Annotated in this window: 18 protein-coding genes; 12 read left to right on the forward strand and 6 right to left on the reverse strand. The window is 39.6% G+C overall.

The genetic code is table 11. The annotated features are described in order from the left end of the window. Positions 1–450: 450 nt before the first annotated feature. From betI to choV, 6 genes are read left to right on the forward strand one after another with little or no spacing between them, the layout of a single operon-like run. Positions 451–1,062, forward strand: a complete 612-nt coding sequence (gene betI / locus RH40_RS05455; protein WP_009600393.1) for a transcriptional regulator BetI — start codon at positions 451–453, stop codon at positions 1,060–1,062. 6 nt (positions 1,063–1,068) lie between these two features. Beyond that, positions 1,069–2,529, forward strand: coding sequence for a betaine-aldehyde dehydrogenase (gene betB, locus RH40_RS05460; RefSeq protein WP_009600395.1), 1,461 nt, complete (start codon positions 1,069–1,071; stop codon positions 2,527–2,529). Positions 2,530–2,553: 24 nt separating this feature from the next. Further along, positions 2,554–4,251 carry a choline dehydrogenase gene (gene betA / locus RH40_RS05465; RefSeq protein WP_009600397.1) on the forward strand — a complete coding sequence of 566 codons (1,698 nt, stop codon included), beginning with the start codon at positions 2,554–2,556 and terminating at the stop codon, positions 4,249–4,251. Positions 4,252–4,286: 35 nt separating this feature from the next. Continuing rightward, positions 4,287–5,225 (forward strand): choline ABC transporter substrate-binding protein, encoded by a 939-nt coding sequence (locus tag RH40_RS05470; protein ID WP_009600399.1) that lies wholly within the window; start codon positions 4,287–4,289, stop codon positions 5,223–5,225. A gap of 50 nt (positions 5,226–5,275) precedes the next feature. Next, positions 5,276–6,118 (forward strand): choline ABC transporter permease subunit, encoded by an 843-nt coding sequence (gene choW, locus RH40_RS05475; protein ID WP_009600401.1) that lies wholly within the window; start codon positions 5,276–5,278, stop codon positions 6,116–6,118. Between the two features lie 2 nt (positions 6,119–6,120). Beyond that, the gene (gene choV / locus RH40_RS05480; protein ID WP_009600403.1) at positions 6,121–7,305 is read left to right on the forward strand and encodes a choline ABC transporter ATP-binding protein; all 1,185 of its coding nucleotides are present in this window, start codon (positions 6,121–6,123) and stop codon (positions 7,303–7,305) included. A 381-nt stretch (positions 7,306–7,686) separates the two neighbouring features. On the opposite strand, the gene RH40_RS05485 is transcribed toward choV, so the two are convergent. The 3 genes from RH40_RS05485 to RH40_RS05495 all read right to left on the reverse strand — a co-directional run bounded on the left by RH40_RS05485 (position 7,687) and on the right by RH40_RS05495 (position 9,338). Next, entirely contained in the window at positions 7,687–8,247 is a 561-nt protein-coding gene (locus RH40_RS05485) for a DapH/DapD/GlmU-related protein (protein WP_009600405.1), read from the reverse strand. A gap of 202 nt (positions 8,248–8,449) precedes the next feature. Beyond that, positions 8,450–8,878: a DUF3010 family protein gene (locus RH40_RS05490; protein WP_009600407.1), complete on the reverse strand. Its 429-nt coding sequence runs from the start codon at positions 8,876–8,878 to the stop codon at positions 8,450–8,452. Between the two features lie 88 nt (positions 8,879–8,966). Then, positions 8,967–9,338 (reverse strand): cystatin family protein, encoded by a 372-nt coding sequence (locus tag RH40_RS05495; protein WP_009600409.1) that lies wholly within the window; start codon positions 9,336–9,338, stop codon positions 8,967–8,969. 785 nt (positions 9,339–10,123) lie between these two features. Here RH40_RS05495 and RH40_RS05500 point away from each other — a divergent pair. Further along, positions 10,124–10,954, forward strand: coding sequence for a DUF6279 family lipoprotein (locus RH40_RS05500; protein WP_009600410.1), 831 nt, complete (start codon positions 10,124–10,126; stop codon positions 10,952–10,954). Between the two features lie 89 nt (positions 10,955–11,043). Further along, a complete protein-coding gene (locus RH40_RS05505; protein WP_009600411.1) occupies positions 11,044–11,805 on the forward strand; it encodes a sulfite exporter TauE/SafE family protein in 762 nt (253 codons plus the stop codon). Between the two features lie 113 nt (positions 11,806–11,918). Here the strand turns inward: RH40_RS05505 and RH40_RS05510 are convergent, their stop codons facing one another. Further along, positions 11,919–12,449: a hypothetical protein gene (locus tag RH40_RS05510; RefSeq protein WP_009600412.1), complete on the reverse strand. Its 531-nt coding sequence runs from the start codon at positions 12,447–12,449 to the stop codon at positions 11,919–11,921. A gap of 139 nt (positions 12,450–12,588) precedes the next feature. Next, positions 12,589–13,881: a sphingomyelin phosphodiesterase gene (locus tag RH40_RS05515; RefSeq protein ID WP_009600413.1), complete on the reverse strand. Its 1,293-nt coding sequence runs from the start codon at positions 13,879–13,881 to the stop codon at positions 12,589–12,591. Positions 13,882–14,026: 145 nt separating this feature from the next. On the opposite strand from RH40_RS05515, the gene RH40_RS05520 reads away from it, so the two are divergent. Beyond that, complete coding sequence (locus tag RH40_RS05520; RefSeq protein WP_009600414.1) at positions 14,027–20,875, forward strand: TcdA/TcdB pore-forming domain-containing protein; 6,849 nt, start codon at positions 14,027–14,029, stop codon at positions 20,873–20,875. Positions 20,876–21,062: 187 nt separating this feature from the next. Here the strand turns inward: RH40_RS05520 and RH40_RS05525 are convergent, their stop codons facing one another. Beyond that, positions 21,063–22,238, reverse strand: a complete 1,176-nt coding sequence (locus RH40_RS05525; protein WP_009600415.1) for a hypothetical protein — start codon at positions 22,236–22,238, stop codon at positions 21,063–21,065. Positions 22,239–22,522: 284 nt separating this feature from the next. On the opposite strand from RH40_RS05525, the gene RH40_RS05530 reads away from it, so the two are divergent. From RH40_RS05530 to RH40_RS05540, 3 genes are all read left to right on the forward strand, one after another. After that, a complete protein-coding gene (locus RH40_RS05530) occupies positions 22,523–22,909 on the forward strand; it encodes a hypothetical protein (RefSeq protein WP_009600416.1) in 387 nt (128 codons plus the stop codon). A gap of 68 nt (positions 22,910–22,977) precedes the next feature. Beyond that, positions 22,978–23,328, forward strand: a complete 351-nt coding sequence (locus RH40_RS05535) for a DUF3147 family protein (protein WP_009600417.1) — start codon at positions 22,978–22,980, stop codon at positions 23,326–23,328. Between the two features lie 184 nt (positions 23,329–23,512). Then, positions 23,513–24,352 carry a hypothetical protein gene (locus RH40_RS05540; protein ID WP_009600418.1) on the forward strand — a complete coding sequence of 280 codons (840 nt, stop codon included), beginning with the start codon at positions 23,513–23,515 and terminating at the stop codon, positions 24,350–24,352. Positions 24,353–24,365: the final 13 nt, after the last annotated feature.

Consider the following 24,365-nt stretch of genomic DNA (forward strand, 5'->3'; position numbering starts at 1 on the left):
TCTGGATTTTGAATGTGATCAAATTGTTTCATATGTTAATTTATGTGATTTTTTGTAAGTTACTATTTCTTAAATTTATCGATAAATCAGTGGTCTTGATTCAAGATAAGGTGACGATTAGATGATGTTATTATTTTTAGTACACTAATAAATTAATTAATTTATTAATAGAGTGTGGTGTTACGGCTAGGGCCTTCCCAGTCTAGCGAGGCAAGGGAATGAATAACGACTATTAATGGCAACGTTACCTAATTTTACTCAAATTATTAGAGGCTTTAAATAAATAGAGAGAGAAGACTAGTCCAAATTACTGTTACATGTTTGAGGTTTTTATTGTTATTTTTTTGTGACAAAGTGCAGGGGTTCATAAAAATATCATTTGAGTACAAAGTAATTTTCGTGCATTTTATATTTAATTGATCGTTCAATTAAAAACGAAGGAAACCTTGAATGCCAAAGGTAGGAATGCCAAATATTCGAAAGCCTCAACTTGTTCAAGCGACAATGACGGTCATAGATAGAGTTGGTTTGCACTCTGCGAGCATTTCGTTGATTAGTCGAGAAGCTGGCGTGTCTTCAGGAATCATTAATCATTATTTCGGTGGTAAGCACGAGCTTTTACAAGAAACGATGCGTGAGATACTCAGGCAATTGTCATCAACGGTCACTGCTAAGCTGAACGATTTACCCAAAACGGCGCACGTGCAACGTATAAACGCGATTATTGATGGGAACTTTGTTGGTTACCAAGCTCGAAGAAAGGTGGCGAATACATGGCTAGCATTTTGGTGTTATTCGGCACACGACACTGAGTTGAAAAGACTACAAAAAGTCAATGAAAAACGGCTAATTTCGCACCTTAAGATTGAATTGAAAGCTATGTTCGAGCCAGAGCAAGCAGACATTATTGTTATGGGTATTGCTTCTCTTATCGATGGTTTATGGCTGAGGGGTACTCTAAGCCCTGAGGGTATCGATGTAGGAAAAGCGAGACTTATTATCAATGATTATCTTGATAAACAACTTACCTTTTATTCTCAAAAACAAACATATGAGTCATAAGTTCACATGGAAATGAAATCTTTATATATCAATGGCACCCTTTGCTCGGCAAGTTCCAATGAATACTTCACCACTTATAATCCAGCGAATGGTGAACCTCTAGCAACATTAGGGCAAGCGAGTCAACATGATGTTGACCTTGCAGTGGAGTCGGCGAAAAAGGGCTTTGAGGTTTGGTCAGAAATGACAGCAGTGGAAAGGAGCCGAATTCTACTAAAAGCGGTTGCTATTTTACGGGAGAGAAATGATGAGCTCGCAAAGCTCGAAGTCTCTGACACTGGCAAACCATTACAAGAGGCAATCTGTGTTGATATTCAAACCGGTGCTGACGTAATCGAATATTTTGCAGGGCTTGCGCCGACACTACAGGGAGAGCAGCAACCGCTGGGCACATCTCAATTTTTTTACACGCGTCGCGAACCATTGGGGATTTGCGCTGGCATAGGGGCTTGGAATTACCCGATACAAATCGCGATGTGGAAATCTGCGCCAGCACTTGCCGCAGGAAATGTCATGATTTTTAAACCCTCAGAAGAGACGCCTTTGTCAGCTTTGAAGTTAGCAGAAATCTTTAGTGAGGCTGGGATGCCTGCTGGCGTTTTTAATGTTGTGCAAGGTGACTATAGAGTCGGTCAAATGTTAACAGCACACAATGATATTGCGAAGGTTTCTTTTACTGGTGAGTGTGGTACGGGTAAACAGGTCATGTCTGATTGTGCGAGAACATTAAAGCCTGTGACTATGGAACTCGGTGGAAAATCGCCGCTGGTTATATTTGACGATGCAAACTTAGATGATGCAGTTTCTGCAGCCATGGTGGCGAATTTTTATACCCAAGGCGAGGTTTGCACAAATGGGACACGCGTCTTTGTGCATGAATCTATCTATGACGAATTTATTGACCAGTTAAAAAATCGTACTGAAAAGCTTATCACTGGGAATCCAATGGAAATGGAGACTCAAATAGGAGCACTCATTTCAAAAGAGCACTTGGGTAAGGTTCTGTCAGCAATTGATAGTGCTAAGGATTGCGGGGCGACGCTTTTGACGGGTGGCTACCAACTAAAAGATCACGGACTAGAGAGTGGGAACTTTGTTGTACCAACGGTATTTGTTGATTGTACTGATGACATGCCACATGTCCAAAATGAGATCTTTGGTCCAGTGATGTCAGTGCTCAAATTTAATGATGAATCTGAAGTCATTCGAAGAGCAAATAGTACCGATTTTGGTTTAGCTGCTGGTGTTTTTACCAATAACGTACAAAGAGCCCATCGTGTTATCCATCAGCTTCAAGCTGGAATTTGTTGGGTAAATACTTGGGGTGACTCGCCAGCAGAGATGCCCGTTGGAGGTTATAAGCAGTCGGGAATTGGGCGTGAGAATGGTCCAGAAACTCTACTTCACTATACACAGACGAAGAGCATTTTAATCGAATTGGGTCGATATGAGAGTCCTTACGCGTAAAAAACGATTCAGGGAAAAATAGTGATGGAAAACAGCTACGATTTTATTATTGTCGGCGCAGGTTCTGCCGGTTGCGTCTTGGCAGACAGATTATCAGCAAGTGGTGAATATCGCGTTTTACTTTTGGAGGCGGGAGGTACGGATAAAAGTATTTTTATTCAAATGCCCACAGCACTCTCTTATCCGATGAATACTGAGCGATATGCTTGGCAGTTTGAAACGTCTGAGGAAATGGGTCTAGATGGAAGAAGGCTTCATTGCCCGCGAGGGAGAGTTTTGGGAGGTAGTTCTTCTATTAATGGAATGGTTTATGTTCGCGGTCATGCTTGTGACTTTGATGAGTGGGAGGAAAACGGAGCCACTGGGTGGAGTTACTTATCCTGCTTACCGTATTTTAAGCGTGCAGAATCTTGGTTTAAGGGGGGAGATTCATACCGAGGGGGACAGGGACCCGTTGGAACCTGTGCTGGAAATAATATGAAGCTTAACCCTCTCTACAAGGCATTTATTGAGGCAGGAAAAGACGCCGGCTATCCAGAAACGGATGACTATAACGGTTATCAGCAAGAAGGCTTCGGTTCAATGCATATGACGGTGGATAAGGGGGTACGTGCATCTACCTCTAACGCCTACTTAAGGCGCGCCCTCAAGCGTAAAAATTTGACTTTAGTTAAAGGTGTTGTGGTTCATAAAGTACATATTGATGGCCACAGAGCAACTGGGGTTGAATATGAAAAAAATGGTAAAACTCACGATGTAAATGCTTTAAAAGAAGTGATTTCTAGTGCTGGTTCTATCGGTTCGCCACAGCTTCTACAACTTTCTGGTATAGGGCCTCAAGACGTTTTATCCAAAGCAAAAATTGAACAAGTTATCGATTTGCCCGGAGTTGGACGCAACCTCCAAGATCATTTAGAAGTTTATTTTCAATATCATTGCAAACAACCAATCACTCTTAATAGCAAACTAGGGCTCTTGAGTAAGGCGAAAATTGGTACAGAGTGGATATTGACTCGCAAAGGGCTTGGTGCGACAAATCACTTTGAGTCGTGTGCATTTATTCGCTCGCGCGAGGGATTAAAGTGGCCAAATATTCAGTACCATTTTTTGCCAGCGGCAATGCGCTACGATGGTCGAGCTGCATTTGATGGGCACGGCTTTCAAGTTCATGTTGGGCCTAATAAGCCTGAAAGTCGTGGTCAAGTGGAGGTTGTGTCGAGTGATCCTCGTGTAAAACCAAATATCACATTCAATTACATTTCTACAGAGCAAGATCGCCAAGATTGGCGAGACTGTATCAGACTAACACGCGAAATTCTCCAGCAGCCAGCAATGGATAAATTCCGTGGGGATGAAATTCAGCCGGGTATCAGCATAACAAGCGATGAAGATATTGATGCTTGGGTTAAACAAAATGTTGAGAGCGCTTATCACCCTTCCTGCACATGTAAAATGGGGGCGGAGAATGACCCCTTGGCGGTATTAGACTCATCATGTCGAGTTCGGGGAGTTGAGAATTTAAGGGTTGTGGATTCATCAGTATTTCCCACGATTCCTAATGGAAACTTAAATGCCCCTACTATTATGGTAGCCGAGCGAGTGGCCGATATGATTCTATCCAAACCGTTACTAAAAAGTGAGCAAATAGAAGTCTGGATAGATCCTAATTGGAGGGAGAAACAGCGTCTCAACTCTCCTAAAAGGCTTGCTGAACAGATTTAAATAAAACGATCAGTAATAAATACAAGGAAATGATTATGTTAAAAATCAAAAGGACAATAGCCACTTCGGCAATATTGGCCGTGGCTCTGAATGTCAATGCAAACCAGTGTGATACGGTACGTTTTGCTGATGTTGGTTGGACAGATATCACTGCTACGACAGCGGTGACATCTGAATTACTTAAAGGAATGGGCTATCAGACAGAGACAGATCTCCTATCGGTTCCGGTAACATACTCGTCGATGGCGAATGGTGATATTGATGTGTTTTTGGGCAACTGGATGCCGACGATGGAGGCTGACATCGCAAAATATCGCGATGAAGGTACGGTGGAGACAGTAAGAGCAAATTTGGAGGGTGCCAAATATACATTGGCCGTACCCAAGTATGTTTATGATGCTGGAGTAAAGAATTTCTCAGATTTAGTTAAGCATTCCGACAAGTTCAAAGGCCGCATCTATGGTATTGAGCCCGGTAATGATGGGAATCGTCTTATCCAATCTATGATAGACAAAAATGCGTTTGGCTTAAAAGATTTTAAGTTGGTCGAATCAAGTGAAGCTGGAATGGTTTCTCAGGTGAGTCGTGCTGCTCGAAGAAATCAATGGATTGTCTACCTTGGGTGGGCTCCACACCCAATGAATAGTAATGTTGAAATGACCTATCTATCTGGTGGTGATGACTTCTTTGGTCCGAACTATGGTGGCGCCAATGTCTATACAAATGTGCGCAGTAATTATTTATCTGAATGTCAAAATGTCGGTCAAATGCTGAAAAATTTAGAGTTTAGCTTAGAGATGGAAAATGAACTGATGGAAGCGATTTTGAATCAGAACATGAAACCAGCTAAAGCTGCCCAGCAGTGGTTACATAACAATCCAAGTCAAGTGGAAATTTGGCTAAAAGGTATCAAAACGTTGGACGGAAAAGACGCAGCAAAGGCTGTTAGTAGCTACATAAAATCAAATGTATAAGTAGATGGGGGGTAGGTATTGTTCTATCGCCCTAACATGAAGGCTTTATAGTGAACTTTATTACAAATAATAAAATCCCTGTGGGTGAATGGATTGAGGCTGGTGTAGATTGGCTAACGTTAAACGGCGCTGGTTTTTTCGATGCTATTTCTATTTTCTTGGAGACCATCATCCATTTTGTTGTTGATGTGTTTAAATGGATGCCGCCAGCTTTACCCATATTATTGACGGCAGCTATCGCTTGGTATTTGCACCGCAGTATCCCTTTGGTGGTTTTTGTTGTCGCGGCACTTCTTACCATTCTAAATTTGGGTTATTGGCAGGAAATGTTGGAAACCTTTGTTTTGGTCTTTGCGGCAACAACTATGTCTGTACTGATCGGTGTGCCTGTTGGCATCATGGCTGCCCATCGTCCTTGGCTATATACCATTCTTCGGCCGGTTTTAGATCTCATGCAAACCGTACCAACGTTTGTTTATCTTATTCCAACCTTGGTTCTGTTTGGTCTGGGAATTGTACCTGGTTTGATTTCGACCATTATTTTTGCCATCGCTGCTCCAATCCGACTCACGTATTTGGGTATGACAAAAGTACCGGAAGAACTCATAGAAGCGGGAAAAGCATTTGGGGCAAGCCGAATGAAACTGCTGTTTAAAGTCGAATTACCTGCAGCCATGCCGAGTATAATGGCTGGTGTCACCCAGTGCATTATGCTGTCTCTTTCTATGGTTGTTATTGCTGCACTTGTTGGCGCTGATGGGTTGGGAAAACCCGTTATTAGAGCTTTAAACACGGTCAATATATCTCAAGGTTTTGAAGCTGGGCTTGCCATAGTTTTGGTGGCGATCATTTTAGACAGGTTGTGTAAGACACCAAACCAAAAAGAGGTTTAGTTATGGACGCTATTACAATAAAGCACTTAGATGTTGTCTTTGGTGACAAACCAGCTAGCGCTCTTGAATTACTTGATCAAGGGAAGTCTCGTCAAGAAATTATTGATGAAACAGGGCAGATCGTAGGTGTCAATGATGTTTCATTGACAGTGAAAGAAGGAGAGATCTGTGTGTTAATGGGACTTTCTGGCTCTGGAAAATCGAGTTTGTTGAGAGCGGTTAATGGGCTGAATGAAATAAGCCGTGGCTCGCTCGAGATCAAAGATGGAGAAAATGTTGTTAATCTTGCCCAATGTGATGATGCAACGTTAAGGCATCTCCGCACCCATCGTGTATCTATGGTTTTCCAGAAGTTCGGTTTAATGCCGTGGCTTACGGTTTTAGATAATGTCGCTTTTGGGCTTGAAATGCGCGGAGTGGGGAAAGCCGAACGACGTAATAAAGCTAGAGAGCAACTTTCGATGGTGGGCTTAGGGCAATGGGAGGACAAATTCCCACACGAGCTTTCAGGTGGAATGCAACAGCGAGTTGGACTAGCGAGAGCATTCGCTATGGATACTGATATCTTATTGATGGATGAACCTTTTTCAGCACTAGACCCTTTGATAAGAGCCCAGTTACAAGATGAATTAATTGTGCTTCAGAATAAGTTAAATAAAACTATACTCTTTGTCAGTCATGATTTGGACGAAGCACTTAAGATCGGCAACAATATTGCTATCATGGAGTCGGGGCAATTGATACAGCATGGTCAGCCAGAAGAAATTATTCTGTCTCCAAAAACTGAATATGTTCGTGATTTTGTCGCTCATACTAATCCTCTCAACGTATTGAAAGGGCGTTCGTTGATGAAAGCGAAAAATGAGTTGGCTTGTCGAAAAGATCAGTGGGAAATTAACCCTTCTGAGTCTTTATGGGTAGAACAGGGGCAAACAGGCTTGCAGTTAGTTGACTCAAATAAAACTTTGGTGGATTGGAGTAATGGTCAAACATGTCTTGATGATATCGATACTATGACTGTAGTAAAAGTCAGCCCAGAGATTGGAATGAGAGAAGCAATCGAGCTTAAACAGCGTAGTAAACAGCCTTTGCTACTTGTAGAAGAAGAGGATTTCATTGGGCTTTTGACAGACCATGAGCTCTATGACGCATTGTTGGGGAAATTTAAAAATAGAGAGGTAGCATAGCTGAATGCTATGTTTAGTTAAGAAAATCAACTCTGCATTATGGGCATTTGGTTATTTATTCAACTGCCCATAATTTAAATACAAAGATATACCCAAGTGACTTCAAAATGCAGGATTCAGAGCAATGCCAAAGTGTTGAGTTCAAGGAAAATAACGCAGCGTAATAGTCGACTCTTACCAAGTTATTTGACGATGAAATCGGCACTGTGGCATGCTCCCAAAGGGCGAGTTGTCTTGCTTTACATACTTTGTTACCGATTTTCAATTTAGATGACTAGATTTTCAAATCGTTGCCTTGCCTGTAAAGCAAGCCATTCTCGCTGAACCTAGCATCTTGAAGTTACTTGGGTATAGGCATTAACTTTAAGTTAAGCCGTAAAGTTAAAGCTCATTAGTCATCTTTTGATAGCCCTTGACTAAAGCATGATTCGCTGAGACGACCGACGCGGAAAAAGCAACAAAATCTGGAGTAACGGGTAAGATATTACCCAAATCCTCTTCTGAGCCAATATTAGTCATAGGTGGGATATGAAAAAGGTTCGGAAGATTGATACCATCGACTACGCAGTTGTGTCGAATTACACAACCGTCGCCAATTTGAGTATTAAACACCACTGAATTAAAACCGATAAAGACATCATCACCAATAGTGCAGGGACCATGGACTATGGAACGATGTGCAATTGATGAGCGTTCTCCAATTGTCACCGCGGCTCCAGCTTTGGAGTGTATTACAACACCGTCTTGGATATTGGTGTCTTTTTTAATTGTGATGGCTTCCATTTGACCTTGTTCGTTCACTTCATCTGCTCTAATAACCGCATAAGGCCCAATAAACACATTTTCTTCAACAATAACTTTGCCACAGATTATTGCTGTCGGGTCGACAAAGGATTTTTTCGATACTGTTGGCATGTGTCCACTTGGGTTTCTTCTCAACATTTTTATGATTACCTCTATAAGATATTTTAAACGAGGGTGGGCTCACGCCGCACCCATTGTTATGTTATAACATAACAATGGGTGCGTGAAACATGAAATTTATTGATAAAGAGCCGAATGAGGAGTTCGGCAGTTAGGTAAGCTCAAGCAAAGCTTGAGCTGGGATGTTTCTACTTTGAAGTTAAAGTGGGTATGAGGATGATTAATTACGCATCATCGAACAAGCGTATGCGGTAGTAAATGCTTGCTCTTGAAATTGTTTAAGGCCAGTGTCTTTAAACGTCACTGCGAGTGGATTTCTTTTTAGGCTCTCTTTGATTTGGGTTGGAGAAACGATTTCTACGTTTAAATCATCGATCAATTGAATCGCTGCCTCAAGTTTGAAACCCACTGCGCCGCCTGCAAATTTACCCTTTGCTTGCCTTTGGCGAATAACGACTTTTTCGATTTGGTAATCTTGTATGAGTTTTGCAAATGAAAACTGAAACTTGCGCACTTCTTGTGTGTCATTTGCATTGCCAATGCTGAGTTTTGTGACGCGACAGTCAGGTAAGTGAATAACGCCTTCAGAATTAGAGAGAAGACAGATAACAGCGTCGTTACCTTTGAGTTCTACACCACAGATTTTCATGTTTTTACCTAGTATTTTTATTGACGCTCTATTATACCCAAGTAGCTTTAAGATGCTAGGTTACTTGGGTATATAAGATACCTGCAGGTTATTGGCACAAGATACCGAGTTTTGCAGGTTCGACTATTGAGTATTCATTACTTAAGTTTCGGTAAACGATGGCATGCCATTGTTCCCCATTTTTTAGCGTAAATTGAACCGCATAATTCATTCCACTTACAATCTGTATTCTCACTAGATCGATACGCTTTAATTCTGCGTCATCTCCCATTTTCTCAATAACAAGTGCGATGGCTTGCTTTGCCTCAGGTGTCACATCAGATGCTGACCAACCACCAGCAAGTGCTTTATTCTGACATATATAGGATTGCTCTTTTTGGTTAGAAATGCTGGTTGCTGCATTACTGCAACCAAATAGCGTTGCTGACGCTATTATTGAAATAATAACTGAAGTTTTCATTGTATAGAGTAACCTTTTATTCGGTGTATGGAACACTATCTAACTATTGTATACCCAAGTCACCTCAAAATGCAGGCTTCAGAGCGATGCCACAGCGTTGAGTTCAAGGAAAATAACGCAGCGGAATAGTGGGCTCTTGCCAAGTTGTTTGACGATGAAATCGGCGTTGTGGCACGCCTCCAAAGGGCGAGTTGCCTTGCCTGTAAAATAAGTCATTCTCGCTGAACTTCGCATCTTGAGGTGACTTGGGTATATACCTTACGTAACTTGGAGTTGCTATTGAGTTAGGCTAACTCGTTTGTAAAGAGTATCACGAAGTCGATTAAGTCTACCGTACGCTCAATCTTTTGCGTCAGAGTTCAGTGAAATATAAGTAGCCTCTTATGGCCTCGCTTTATTAGGAGTGAAGGATTGCACTAACATCCAGCCCCTGTTTTCGCGGTTATTGTATGATCTCATTATTTGGATAGAAGTTTTACATGTCTCTAGGGAAGCTGAAGAATTGTTACTTAACACTTTTAGCGTAAATTTAGACATTTAATAGCGCACTAATCGGTGACAGAACTATGATATATCCAAGTGACTTCAAAATGCACGTCCCCAAAGGCGAGTTGTCTTGCTTTACACGCGTCTTTACAGATGTACTTAGATGACTAGATTTTCAAATCGTTGTCTTGTCTGTAAAGCGAGCCATTTTAGCTGAACCTACCATCTTGAGGTTACTTGAGTAGAAATATAAGTAACTCGTTGCGTTTTGAGGTGGGGTATGAGTCTAGGGTGACAAAATGAAGCGATTAATTACTCTGATTATTCTAAGTTTCTTTCTTTTTGGGTGCGGGACAAAATTTGTCTATAACCACATGGATTGGTTCGTATTAGAGTATATTGATGACTATGTTGATCTTGATGAAACTCAAAAGGAGCTCATAGTTAATCAATTAGCGGTATTAAGTGAATGGCATCGCAAAGAAGAACTACCAAATTATATTCATCACCTCGATGTATTATCAGAGCTAAATTTTGAACAGTTAAATACGTCTATGATAGGCGCAGAAGAAGCTGCGCTGAGGAATCATTATCGACGTTTGATGGCAAGACTAGCACCAAGTTTGTATTCATTAGCTTGTAGTCTTTCAATACAACAGAAAGAAGAGCTTCTAGATAATATACGTGTAAGGCATACATCATATAAAGAAAAGTTTGAGGGGTTATCGGATATAGAAATACGTGAACGGTATCGTGAGCGTATTCAGAATAATATTGAGAAATGGATGGGATCTTTGACCAAAGATCAACGTGATGGTGTCCAACAATGGAGTCGTGACCTCAAAATTACGGTTCCGGATTGGGTGTCACACCAAACAAAAATAAGACTGGAGATCCAGTCTATACTAGCGAGATGTTCAAATGAGGCCGTGTCGCGTGCTCAACTGTATCGATTGTTAGTTGAACCTAGGCAATTATATTCTCCGGAGCTACGAGTTAAAACTGAGTACAACCGTGAGGTATCAAATCAATATATCGTTATGATTTTGTCAAAAATGAACAATAGGCAAGTCAGAAACTTCCGTGAAAGTCTTCACTCTTGGCGTGAAAAATTCATAGAGTTACTCTAAGCAGTCCACAATATTGAAATATGGGTATTTCTAATTTGGTCTTTGAGCAATAGGCTAAAGCTCATACGACTTTTTATTGAGTAAACGTCATGGAATGGGTGTTGCTATTTTTCTCCGGTTTATTAGCAGGTGTTCTCAATAGTATCGCGGGAGGTGGAAGCTTTATTACTTTTCCTGCTTTGCTATTTGTTGGCCTACCACCTGTTGTAGCGAATGCAACTAATACGTTTTCTTCATGCGCAGGATACGTTAGCGGGGCGGCTGGCTTTTATCAGGAGCTGAAAGAAATTCGTCATTTTCTGCCCACGGTTGTTTTATTTAGTACTTTGGGTGGAGCATTGGGGGCAATCAGCCTTTTGTTTATACCCTCTGCTCATTTTGAAGCATTGATACCTTGGTTAATGTTATTCGCTACAAGTCTATTTATTTTGGGTGAACGTGTTAACCGAGCCCTTAATGATCTTATTTCTCGTAGACTGAAAGAAGAACCTTGGTTTCGTTATCTTTCAGTTTTCTTACTCTTTTTAATCGCTCTTTACGGTGGTTTTTTTAATGCTGGTCTGGGAATAGTTATTCTTGGTTATCTGGTTCTTACAGGTTTTTCTGATGTTCATCAGATGAATGGCCTGAAACTACTCATATCGGCAATTGTTTCGATGACGGCAATTGTCATTTTTATTTATGATGGCCTAATTGATTGGTCGAGCGGGGCGGCCGTTATGCTGGGAACTTTGATCGGTGGTTTTATCGCAGCGAGAATATCCCGTCGCATAGATGCCACTTATGTAAGGGTAGGGATCATCATTACCAGTATTTCCCTCACCGTTTATTTTTTCTATTCCACATACTAGATAGTGTGTTTCCAGGGGCAGATAAATATGGCTAAATCATATATTTAGCCATATTAAGTCTGCGTTCTAACCTAGCATCTTGAGGTTACTTTGGTATATCGTTGATAGGTTCACTACTGTTTGGTTGCAGTAAATGTGTAGACCCTAGAATTTGAATAGACAATATCTTTAAAGAAACCCTCCATTTTCCCATTTGCTATAGATAAATAGTGAATCGTAACTGCAGGGTTACCAGAGTATCCATTAATATTAACTTCAATTTTTCCATCTTTTACTGAGGCTAAACCCACTCCAGATTTATAAACTTGCCCATTCTGAATATAGCTAAATATGGTTCTAATTTCTTCACCGGGGAAGCGAATATCTTGAAACTCCAGTTTCCAATTATTGGTTAAAAACCAAGTAGAGTCTGATAAATCTGTTATATCACGAGAGTTTGTGTAGTTCTCTGCAATTTTCATCTGCCCATAACTATTAAGATAGATGATTTCATCTCTACCATCACCATCAGTATCACCCAAAGCAAATTGTTCGACATTTTCTCCTGATAGTATTTCCTTAATATTAAAATTATCAGAAGCAAAAGTCAGTGTTGAGGCAAAGAGGGTGAGACAAAAACACTGTGCTATTTTTATATTCTTCATTATTTTTCCTCTATAATTCTCGTGAATATGAACACTTAAGAAATATATTTTCAACAAAAAAATATAGACTTGTATCTTTATTTGATTGATGGCCCAATATAAGTTACTTCATGAAGATAAAACTATCTTTATATTTTATTTACTCTTGGTGTTTTATAGTAAAATTAGCGTTTATAGCAAAATGGTCTGATAGATCCCAAGTGCCCCAAATACTTTGATCAAAACTGCGAAGTGCTTTTATTTGGCTATTGCTATCTAAAATAGCACCATTGTCTACATATAATAAGTAGTCAAACCTTTCTCTTCCTTCTTCGCTAGGGGTAAAAAAGTTATTTAATAAAGGGTCATAGCTATAAATTAGCTCACCAATTAGTTCGGGATCACTCACGCCTAATATTCTTAGCATTTGCATATAATCCAAGGGAAATTTATGTTTATTGATGTTAAAGTCACCGCCAATGATAATAGGCTCATCATCAGGTAAATTTAAGCTCTGCATAAACACAAATATTTCTCCTAGCTGGAGTATGCGCACATCCCTATGTTGTTGGGTGTCCCAAGAACCCAAATGTAGATTAAAGAGATGGTAGTTTTGATTATCTTTGACAATTTTAGTGTAAAGTACTCCTTTATCTGCGGCGCAATCTGTCCCTTTACAGTTATCAAAAACATGTTGATTTTGTTCAACAATTGGGTATTTGCTGAAAGTAATTACGCCGCCATCATAGGTATTGCTGCCACCTCCATTGAGTTTATCACTTGTATAGTTAAAATAATCTCCCATAGTAGATTTTATTTCTTTTTCGTTTTCACTACGGAAAACTTCTTGCATAAAGACGACATCATGATTTCGGACTTCTTTCGCTATCAGTGAATCTCTCGTCTCCATCTTTTGTCCGATATGACTGAGCATCCACGTGTTGTAGCTTATAATATCTATGGTATTTTCTTGTGATTCAACCGAGCTATTTTTATCATTTACGACGACGGTAATATCGTCATAGCCTCCGGTGTAGCTTGCTTTTATATAATACTCATAGTTACCTTTCTCATAGTGGTGAATGGTTCTGTCTGAATACAGCAACCCTATGTGTGTCGTTTCGGGATCAATGAGATTAAATGACATATCCGAACCCCATACTGTACCCAAAATTTCAACATTTAATGCTGCATATTCGTAGCCGAAAAATGCAATTATATTGTACTTTCTATCTGTTTCAAGGCCAGAGTAACGACTGATATTCATTACTTTGGATAATTGATATGGCTCTATTTCGCTGTTGTATTGTGTAGATATTTCATGGAAGTCATTTAAAAACATATTTATTTTTTTATCAGTATTATTAAGAATGTATATATTTGTGTTTGCGTGTAGGTTAAAAGATATGAACAGCAGTGTGATTATGTGAACTATTGTTAATGCATTGCGCATTATAAACCTCCATGTATTTATATTTTTTTAATTTAAATTTTTAATTTTAATTAAAAATCTCTTGATAAATATAGTCTAGAAATATTTGATCAGAGTAGTTTAATTTGATACTTCTATATTTTTATTAGAAGTAGTTAATTAAAAAATGAAAAAAACAATTATATCAACAACATTAGCATCAATATTCTTTACGCCGTGTTTTGTTTTTGCAGCCAGTGAAAATGATATCCCCTCATATTCAAACTCAATCAATGTAATTACGGGTGTTGAAGAACAACAATTCTTAAATGGGTATAACACCTTTTTACAAGCAATGCGCGAATCGCGAGATAGTGTTAAATCAAATCGTGACAACGCAAATCTAGTTAAAGAGATAAAGCAGCGCATCAAACAAGATCAGGGTTGGTCCATTGAAACGCGTCAAAAATACGCGATCTTGAGAGATAAAGTCCACCAAGATTTTTACGACTCTTATTCAGGTACGAAACCACAAGGTTTGGAAGAGCTCACTGTTGATGAAGCAACGAATATGTTTACTCAATTAAGAGAGATAAACAGAAATGATCCGAAGCTTGAAATCAATATTCAAGGTTTTAGCGATCGTTCCATTAGCGAAATATCGGCTGCTTTCTTTGTTAGTCAGGCAATATCTGCGCGTTTTGTTCCGGCGAGTTTTTATCAAGACACTTTGAACGAATCTTTATTTACATCCAGAATTACACTTAACTTCTCTAAAAAATACCTTCCTCAAGTTACTGAAGCTCTTTCTAAACTATTTACTGGTGAGTTAGAGGGAATTGTTAGACAAGCGAAAGTCATGGCGCCTTCAAAGTTCGCAGTTCTAACCGATCAGGCAGTGCTATATCTAGAGGGAGCCGAAATTGATAACGCACAGAAGGTGCTTAATTTTCTCAACCAGTACATTCCTGAAGAAGCTTGGATTGAACATCAGCCACTGGGAATGGTTACTTTGGCCAAAGGTAGAAATTACTCTGAAAGCTCAAGGTTGGCATTCTCTAGTCATGGTGGATCTAGAGCGACGGTCGCAACAAGTGCAATACTAGATAATTTGATTGAAAATGAATCACTCGCAATCCTTTTGCCTGAGCAATTAGAGCAGCATGGTTACCAGAAGGGCAAAATTGCTTTAGTTGATAAAGCGTTTGATTATCGCTCTGAGTTTGTTCGTTCTTTGGAAGCGGCACATGAACTTGCTTCCTCACCACAACAATTTTTGAAAAAATATACGCTTGATGTTACTCCTCTTCTAACCGAAAAAGGCCCCTCAAAAGGTAAGCCTGTGATAAGCGGAGGAACAGATGGCTATCAACTCAATATTCAACGAGAGCATGGAAGAGCGAGCAAAGACCTTAGAGTATTGCGGTCACCAATATTAGACAATACGCCAACCTATGTTGATATTAAAAAATCAGCAGATCTCGGGCAAATGGTTGTCTCAGCGACAACAGAAGGGGGAACCATTGTTGTCGTTGATCATTCTCAAAGCCGATATCGAGTGTATTTTGATAAACGTCCACATGCGTATGTGCTTTATGATAATGTCGTGGCTATGCGCGATTTAAGCTCTGGTTATAGAGTGGAGGATTCGGTTAAATTTGACCACGGAATGGATGTTACTTTCTTGGTTTATACCGAGTTGGGATGGCAAAGTGTTGTTCAAAAGCAATCATTTAATAGTTTTAGTGACTTAGAAGTACGCAGAACAGCGTCAACGACAGCCGTGCCTGTGATGCTCAATGGTGAAAATCTATCTCCTATTTTTGAACAAAGTCGTAGCGATACTCAGAATCAATTAAAAAAACTTGCTCAAAGATTAGGTATTTCGACTGATAATATTGAGGATCTCCCATACGATCCTGTCGAAGTGAAGTCAGTCGATACTCACTCTAGTTTGTCCCAATGGAATGAATTAAGAGCAAAAATAAAACAAAAGCTTACTGCGCAGCGTAAAAGTTTGGCACGTCAAAGGCTTGTTGAATTGGGTAAAGTGAAAACACCTGGTTACCCTAACAAAGAACAAGCTCATGAGAAATTAGCTTTACTCAGGAAGAGCCTTGTAGAGCTTGATAATAATGCGTTTGGTTTAGTCAACTTATCTCGGGATATTGATGTGATGTGGCTTAACTACCAGCAGAAACTTGAACAAGGGATCGACCAACTTATTGTTACCGACGACAGTTTACGAACGGGTAATGTAAATAAAAATCAGATTCACCAAAGATTTCTGGCGGCAGAACGAGATTTTGGTAATTTAATCGGTAGTAAAAAAATAGAGTTTGATGATGGGTATGAGCATTATCAAGAGGTCGAAATACCTGGGTTTGAAAAGTTAATGAGTATTACCCAGAAGCAGTTAATCTTACTGGGAGATAATGGATTAAATGCTCGCCAAAAGGGTGCTCTGACTAAATATATCAACGTTCATATGGATAGTGAGAAAACAGCAAAAGTTCTCGACTATACAAGTAAATTTAACCGAGAAATGAGCCGAATTGGCGGTAGGGTGGTTGCGAGTATCCCACAAGACTTTGTTCTTGCATTACTGGGTGATGGAAGTGGTCGATGTTACCCATTAGTAAGAGCGATGTCAGTTGCTTCAGCAAGAGGTGAGCAGGCGATACGGAATTTTTCCGATAAACTGTTTATAGGAGCGGCAAATCCGCAAGCGGTTGAGAGTCAGTTATTGTTAGATGGCCTGCAAAATTTGCACACTAACTCCGATGCGAAAGAAAGCAGCTACCTTTTCGGCCGGCTCGATATTGATAGCGTTATTACGGCAGTGAAAAGAGAATTAGCAGCCTATGGTAAAGTATCTTTTGCACTGAATACTGCTAGCCATTCTATGGGTTTATATGCCATTAATGATATGGGCACTAAACGCTATTATTTCTATGATCCTAACTTTTCTATTGTTGAGTTTTCCTCGTTAAAGTCCCTCAAAAAAGCCTTAGAATCTCATTTAATTGTTGCCAACATGGCTGAATTTTATTCAGCCGATGGGACGTCAGGAAGACCAGAGCTTAGCGTGGTTTCTATTGATACATCGGTAATGGCAGACATTGAAATCTTACCTGGACAACAAGTCGTCAACTTAACGACGGATGAGCCTTTGGCACCTATCGAAGATGACGAGTCGATTATTGTTCTTGATCAGACTGAAGAACAGTCCAGGCAAGATTTATCACTAAGGGCAAGCTTGACCAAGGTAAGTGCGGACAAACACGCCAGAATCCTAAGCAAAACCATAGCCAGTATTGTAGCAGAACACCAGCTCCCTCCAGAATGGATTCCTGTTGTTGCAAGTATCGAGGAAGTCTCTTCCGTGCGATCAGCGATTACCTTCGTTTCTCCTGATGGTATTGAAGAAAAAAGAGTTGAGGTTGCAGGAACAGAGTTGGTCAAAGTTAGGGACTATCTGAGTGAGCAGTTTTCTAGTATGAAAACCAGCCATAATGTAGCCTCTGGAGAGCGATTAAATTCATTTCAATTTGAAGACGCAGAGGGTGTTGATGGTTTGAATGCCGCTTTCGCTGTTCAATCAATTATTACTTGGTTTCAAGAGAAGCAGAGGAATCAGGTGTCTGATCCAGCTTCTGAAAGTTTGAGACGTGCATTAGAAATCCACAGTTATGTCATGGCTGCACAGATAACCCATGGAGTGTTAAATGATGCTCAGCATATGGTCAATCTATTTAAAACGGCTATGACAGCGGATACGGAAGTTGTGAGTACTACGTTAAGTGGTATTGCCGGTTTAGCCAACCAAGGTATTGGCATTGCTTTTGGTGCCGTTAACATAGGCCTGAACTCTTATGAGTTAGCAAATGCGCAAAATACTCAACAAGAGGCAGTGTTTGCCACTCAATTGGGCTTTAATACAGTAGGCACAGCGCTTGGTGGGGCAGCGATTGGTGCAGGTTTGGTCGGTGCTTCTACGACAGCCGTTGTACTAGGAGAAGCGGGAGCAATTGTCGGCGGCCTTGCGGTTGGTTTTACTGCGTTGGCTGAGGCTTTCGGGAAAATAGCTCTTGATGCAGAACAAGTGGGTCGATATTTTCATGCGGTTGATCAGGCTTATAAAAAAGGAGGGTATCGCTACGATATTGAGAACGATATTTTGCTGCCTATCCCCGGTGCAGTCATAGAAAAGATTGATTTAAGCCAAGGTGTTATTGAAATTGGGAGCCAGAAGCTTTACTCATCAAAACATGGAAAGACAGGATCCGGTAATCTTAACTACTTCTTCTGGGCGGGAGATTTACCACACGCTCAAAATGATAAAAGTAAAGCCATTTCTATACGAGAGCGACTAGGGTATTCAGGCTCTCATTCAATCGAGACAAATTCATCGAACATTATGTTACCAGCAACTGGTGAGTCATTTATTGATTATGATTATCAAATCTTACCAGGTTCAACAACCCGCCAAGACCTGGGTTTTGATGTATTGAGAAAATTAGAAACTCAAGGTGATTTTGATTTTGACTTTTATGTTTTCCCATCTGAATTCATTATAAGAACTATGAAAGAAGAATTTGTGGATCGCACAGTTGAGATTGATCTTGGTACACAAAATAGAACAATCTATACGCCAAAAGTCGGGGGTTTTGGAGCGCGTAAGCTCAGTTACCATTTAATCTCACAAGGTGGAAGTCATGAACTGTTCGTTCAACCTCAGGCTCACTATCAAGTTTCTGACCTTCATTCAACGAGTTGGAATATTGATGCTAGAGAAGTGAATGTTGGTAAACCTCGTTTCCAAGAAGACATTCTAGTGCTCGGAGATACAAAAATTGATCTCAGCTTATCGACATCGCGAGAAGCCAATATCTTCCTATCAAATGGCGAGGTTTGGCATTTAAATGACTCTGGTCTTTCACTTGTCGAAACCGAATACAACCTGTCGGAACATGCTGAGGGGATTCAACATCATTTACAGCAAATGGTCAAAGATCACCAAATTTTGGGTAATTATGTCGTTGTCGACAACTTCGAACATGCAGGTGAACTGGTTGGTAGAGCCTACTATGACGTTACAAAGGACAGATTTATCGCCACAAATGACGTTTCTATTGAATTAACGCAACACGCAGAATTAATCGATGTACAAACGCAAACAGCGCTATTTTTCAATAAACAATATGGACAGCTTTGGCGTACAGAATTATCTACAGGAAAGTTGGTTGCTTTTTACCCTGTACACAAGCCAGTCATACAGGCAATTTCAGCAGACTTTGATGCATGGATAGAGGCGGGCAGCATACTTGTCGGGGCAAGCTATAAAATGCCTGACCAGTCAACAATAAGATATTTGTACAGACTTACTGAGAATGGTCTTATGCTTACCGATATACATGGAGATAGAGAACTCTTTGAGGCCGTATCTAGTCAGAGTATCAATCAAGCTAGTCAATTGTCGCCTTCTTATCTCGCATGGATGGATGTCCCATTAGTTGATTTACCTAATGATAAGAGAGGTCGACCGCAGATAGCTGATATCATTGAGATTGGGATGCAACGCTACACGCCAGTATGGTTGGTCAAAGGAAAGTCCCATCCGCTGAGCATCGGCTTTGAACGGCCAATTGAAGATCTTAACCTCATCCTTGTCGATGATGAAACGCAATACTTTTATAGTAAAAATGAACATGAGTTATATATTCAACATCAAAATTCAATAAAGAGGGTGGCATTACAAAAAGATGAGCAGATATCGGCACACGATCATGTATATGTTGTCCGTTCAAATGGAGAGATCAACCTTGTTTTGGAAGATGGTCAGTTTAGCCTTGTTGGTTTAAATAAAACATGGTTACAGCATTTTTCAAATTCTTGGCAGTCAGAAATTGTTTCTAAACTGAAAGGAACAAAGCATCAGATAATGTTGTACGGTCTTACCGATTATAATGGCGCTCCATTGACAGTCTGGTATCTACCTGATGAAGAGAAGTTTGTCTTGCTATCAACAGAGTGGGGAAGTGATAAATATAAACTTGTTGGTTCTAAAGATGAAAGTACGGCTTGGTTATTCAATGTAACTTCAGGCAACCTTGCCACGTTACAAATGTTTGATATTGATCAAATGTACAGCTTTACTCCTGACTTTAAGTTCATTACTGATGGGTTATTACAGCGTCCTCTTGTCGACACTACGTTTGATCAGCCCTTGAAAAACTTTAGCCCGAGTCATGATGGATTTAAGGCAGAGACCTTGTCAGGATTGGTTTTTAATCTTGGTCAGAGCTCGACTCCAGTGCTAACCGCTGTTTTGGATCGCTGGCTCGAAAATAACCATCAAGATATTAATGGCTTATTAGACCGCTACGCCACACAAAAAGTTGTGCAATTCGGTGAGACTGACCAACGCTGGATTGTTGTTGAAACAGGACAGGTACTCTCCTTTGATTTTCAAGATAATATGATTTGGATTGGAGAATCATCGCAAGGTTTTGAACAGATATTTTATCGCCCAAGGTCTAAACAACTTTTTATTTCGGGGGCCAATGGTAATATTATTACTGCACTAGGCTATTATGAAGATGTCGTGAGAACCAAAGGTGTGTTGACTTTAATTTCTGACGAACTGTTATCGCAAGATTTGAATTTTTCAGGGATAAAAGATACGGACAGTTTAGTTCTTTCATCATTTGGCCGAGAAAATAACTATAATTTTAATAACCTAATAGGTGAATACTTAAAAATTATAGTAGATGAAGGCAGTTATTCTTCAGTAATAGACTTATCTACTTTTAGCTCTGAGCAAATAGTTGTTCAACACAGTGGTGACGAGTTAACATTTGTTGTTGATGGTAAGACATCAATAGTAATTACTGATATTGATAGTGCATCAAAGAAAAAGATGTCAGTAAAAATTTCTGATAAGCCTAGTGCAATAAAAATATTATTTATACAGGAAGAATTGGATAGACTATCAATAGATGGAGTTTTCAAAATTAGTCATTTAAGTATCTAGCAAATATACCCAAGTCACCTCAATATATTAGGTTGAGGTGACATTGGCTAATCTCGTCGGTAAGACAACGATTTTAAGATCTAGTCACCTAAATCCAAAATCGTCAACTCACTTTCAAGTAGAGGGGCTTTATTGGATATTTCAGCCCCTTACACTAATATATTGCTAGACTTATCGTGTTAAACTCTTATTCAAACCAGTCATTTAAATCGACCATTTTTACACACTGTGGCCATTTATGATGTTGATTCATTTCTCCACAACCTATGATAGCATTACCATCTAAATCAACGGGGTAACCTTCTTCATTGATATCACAGTCTCCTTTATCTCCGTGGAAGGAATTATTTGCGATTGGACTGTTATATCGATTTACTCTCACATTTCTTGCCCTCGGAAGTCCATTGTTCATGTTGTTCGAGAGGAGTGTTGCTTGACTGAAGAGTGGTGTCCCGTATCGCTTACCATTTTCTAGTGTACTTGCGCAGCTCCCAAGATAGGTAATTGAATATCTCACGGTACTGGCTTCTGGTATTAAGCCAATGTTAAACTCTTGTTCTCCACATACGCCACTTTTGTTATGTCGTTGGCACGATCTATTGGTTTTTTTGCCTAACCATAAGCCTGTCGCAACATTAATGTTGTAATCTGTCCCAGGGCTGAGCTTATCGGGAGAAAGACCTATGCCACTGAAATAATAAGGAGTAATGGCCTGGCTATCGCTTTCTAATCGAGCATAATACTTGTGGGCTACACCGTTGATAACACCACCTCCACTTCCTTCGATAGCACTGCCTACAAGTCCTCCAGAAACATCGATAAGTTTTGTCGAACTATCTGCCTTCTCTAAGGTGGGAACAAAAACGGCAGAGACAGTTGTTTCATCAGGTACATCTATGATCTGACCGCATGAGTGAGTATTCTCGGCAATTAAATATACCCCAGGTGTTTCTTCGCTGCCACATTGACCTTTTTCCTGAATATTCCAGTCATTGTTTGCTCCTTCTCCATTAAACTCGGAAGCGGTATTAAAAGTGGCGAGAATTGTACCGTTATGAACGTTCTTTACTGTCCAATTGACAATGACCTTTCCGTTAACATAAATGTCATCAGAAATAGTTTCACTGTCACAATGTAGGCCAGATTGCCCTTTATCTATGATGAAAAATGAGTCTTTGGTCAGAACATCCACAGTGTCCCAAATCGTCTGTTTTACTTGAACCAACATATCATCATTTGCGGGCTCTAGAAGATTTACACATGCGTTTTGAGTTGCTGTTCCATATGTAGCTATTATTCCTGCTTGTGCAAATGGTGATGATAATATAATTGAAAAGACAATACCTTTATTAAATTTTATCACTGTTAAGTCACTCTGTTTTATTAATTAAAGTCGAAGATTGAATCTAACATGTGAAATTTTTAATACAAACTATTTCATTCTATCTATTGTCTCAAAAAATAATCAACTTAAAGTTTATATTGTCAGTTCATTTAATTTTCAACTGAACTTTACATCACTAATATATATTTTTATTTTGATGCTTGTCATTATTTTGGAAATAATTTAAATATGTAAAAAATAAAGTCTTTTAATACTTTAAATTGATGATATGTTCGCAAAAAATTAACTTAATAAGAGGCTTTATGTTTAAATTTAATATATTACCCATCATGCTGATTTTTATATTTTCTTCTAGTATTTCTGCTGCTGAAGAAGGAGCTCTAGTTTTTAATGAACGCGATTCAAGTTGGGGATACCCATTTGTAAGCATCTCAAATTCAACTCAACACAATGTCTCAGGAAGAGTTGAATTTGCCGCCTGCTTTCAAAGTACCTATGTTACTCACGTCGGACAAACTTGGACTGATGATGAGCGGGGTATCTGCCTTGTAACAAAAATTACCGCTGTGGTTGCCACTGATGATGGAAATGTTGAGGCAAGGCCTTATGTATCAACCGGGACTTCTTATAGTAGTTACGCCGTCATTTATCGGAATGGAAACTATGAAGTGACGAGAGTAACGAACTGAATAAACTTTGTTTACAAGGTAGGCTATTCACGTTGAATCTTACTACTTGAGTAAACAGGAGAGTCATCATGCTTTGGATCATTATTAAATACCTTACGACTGCAGCTATTATTGTCACCATTTCTGAAATTGCCAAACGAAGCGATAGGCTTGGAGCACTTGTTGCGGCTCTTCCTACAGTGACGATACTTGCTTTAGTTTGGATGTATATAGAGGGGCAAGGGAACCGACGTTTGGCCAGTCATGCTTTCTACACATTTTGGTATGTGCTTCCAACGCTTCCAATGTTTCTGATTTTCCCATACTTGTTAGGCCGTTTTTCTTTTTGGGTTACTCTACTGTGCAGTGGACTTATTTCCGTGGCATGTTTTTGGTTAATTTCTTTGTTGTTGAAATACTTTGGGATCAACTTGGCTTAGCTTAATCTGACAGATTTATTTCGTAAAAATCTTCTTTACACGCAATACTGTATGCATATACAGTATTGCGTGTATCTTGGTACATACGCTCGTAATTTGTAACTTAGTTGTTTGCTAATACGCATATAAAGTGATGAACCATTAGATGCATTACTTTCGTGTCAGCACTTCAAGGGGAAATAAAATGAGTGACAATAAAGTAGATAAGCTTTGCTGTGGATTAGTGATGCCAATCTCAGCATTGGATGGCTGTAATGAGCAACACTGGCTGGACGTAAAGAGTATTCTTACTGAAGCAGTTGAGGGGGCAGGGTGCTGGGCTAATCTTGTGAGTAACGCTGATGATGTCGGGATAATCCAAAAACGTATAATTCAAAACCTATATTGCAATCCTATTGTAGTTTGTGATGTCAGTGGTAAAAACCCAAATGTTATGTTTGAACTGGGGATGAGGTTGGCATTCGATAAACCGACAATTATTGTGAAAGACGATAAAACTTCGTATTCGTTTGATACATCTCCAATTGAGCACCTTGAGTACCCCAGAGACCTTCGTTTTTCAAAAATCGTAGAGTTCAAGGGGGAATTGACAAAGAAGATTCAGGCGACCCTACATAAATCACAGACGGAAGTTAACTATACAGCTTTTCTAAAACATTTTGGCACTTTCACCGTCGCTAAGCTTGATAGCAAAGAAGTAACGAAAGAAGATTATATAATCGAAGAGCTTAAAGACGTGAAGAAACAGCTTTCTTCAATAAACCAATCCAAGGTGAAAGTTTCCGAGCATTGGCAAGGGCGTTATCCGCAACATACTTTAAAAGATATTGTTCAGAATTTGATTGAAGCAGAGCTAATCAGTGTTGGTTTGAATTTTTCTGAAATTACTGAGAGTGAAATCAGCAGTATCAAAACTAGATTGATGTCTAGTGAAAAGATTGCACACTTTTTTAACAACGAGGAAGAGTTTTATGAAATTTTCAATCAAGTCATCAATCGTGCAGCGATGAGTGCAGAACTCTGATATATACCCAAGT

The organism is Vibrio caribbeanicus ATCC BAA-2122, from assembly GCF_000165125.1.
Taxonomy (GTDB): Bacteria; Pseudomonadota; Gammaproteobacteria; order Enterobacterales; family Vibrionaceae; genus Vibrio; species Vibrio caribbeanicus.

Coding starts and splice junctions, on each gene's coding strand:
- RH40_RS05470 (WP_009600399.1), top strand. CDS start 4,287: ATGTTAAAAATCAAAAGGACAATAGCCACTTCGGCAATATTGGCCGTG.
- RH40_RS05500 (WP_009600410.1), top strand. CDS start 10,124: ATGAAGCGATTAATTACTCTGATTATTCTAAGTTTCTTTCTTTTTGGG.
- RH40_RS05505 (WP_009600411.1), top strand. CDS start 11,044: ATGGAATGGGTGTTGCTATTTTTCTCCGGTTTATTAGCAGGTGTTCTC.
- choV (WP_009600403.1), top strand. CDS start 6,121: ATGGACGCTATTACAATAAAGCACTTAGATGTTGTCTTTGGTGACAAA.
- betI (WP_009600393.1), top strand. CDS start 451: ATGCCAAAGGTAGGAATGCCAAATATTCGAAAGCCTCAACTTGTTCAA.
- betA (WP_009600397.1), top strand. CDS start 2,554: ATGGAAAACAGCTACGATTTTATTATTGTCGGCGCAGGTTCTGCCGGT.
- RH40_RS05530 (WP_009600416.1), top strand. CDS start 22,523: ATGTTTAAATTTAATATATTACCCATCATGCTGATTTTTATATTTTCT.
- RH40_RS05520 (WP_009600414.1), top strand. CDS start 14,027: ATGAAAAAAACAATTATATCAACAACATTAGCATCAATATTCTTTACG.
- RH40_RS05510 (WP_009600412.1), bottom strand. CDS start 12,449: ATGAAGAATATAAAAATAGCACAGTGTTTTTGTCTCACCCTCTTTGCC.
- RH40_RS05540 (WP_009600418.1), top strand. CDS start 23,513: ATGAGTGACAATAAAGTAGATAAGCTTTGCTGTGGATTAGTGATGCCA.
- betB (WP_009600395.1), top strand. CDS start 1,069: ATGGAAATGAAATCTTTATATATCAATGGCACCCTTTGCTCGGCAAGT.
- RH40_RS05535 (WP_009600417.1), top strand. CDS start 22,978: ATGCTTTGGATCATTATTAAATACCTTACGACTGCAGCTATTATTGTC.
- RH40_RS05495 (WP_009600409.1), bottom strand. CDS start 9,338: ATGAAAACTTCAGTTATTATTTCAATAATAGCGTCAGCAACGCTATTT.
- RH40_RS05515 (WP_009600413.1), bottom strand. CDS start 13,881: ATGCGCAATGCATTAACAATAGTTCACATAATCACACTGCTGTTCATA.
- RH40_RS05485 (WP_009600405.1), bottom strand. CDS start 8,247: ATGTTGAGAAGAAACCCAAGTGGACACATGCCAACAGTATCGAAAAAA.
- RH40_RS05490 (WP_009600407.1), bottom strand. CDS start 8,878: ATGAAAATCTGTGGTGTAGAACTCAAAGGTAACGACGCTGTTATCTGT.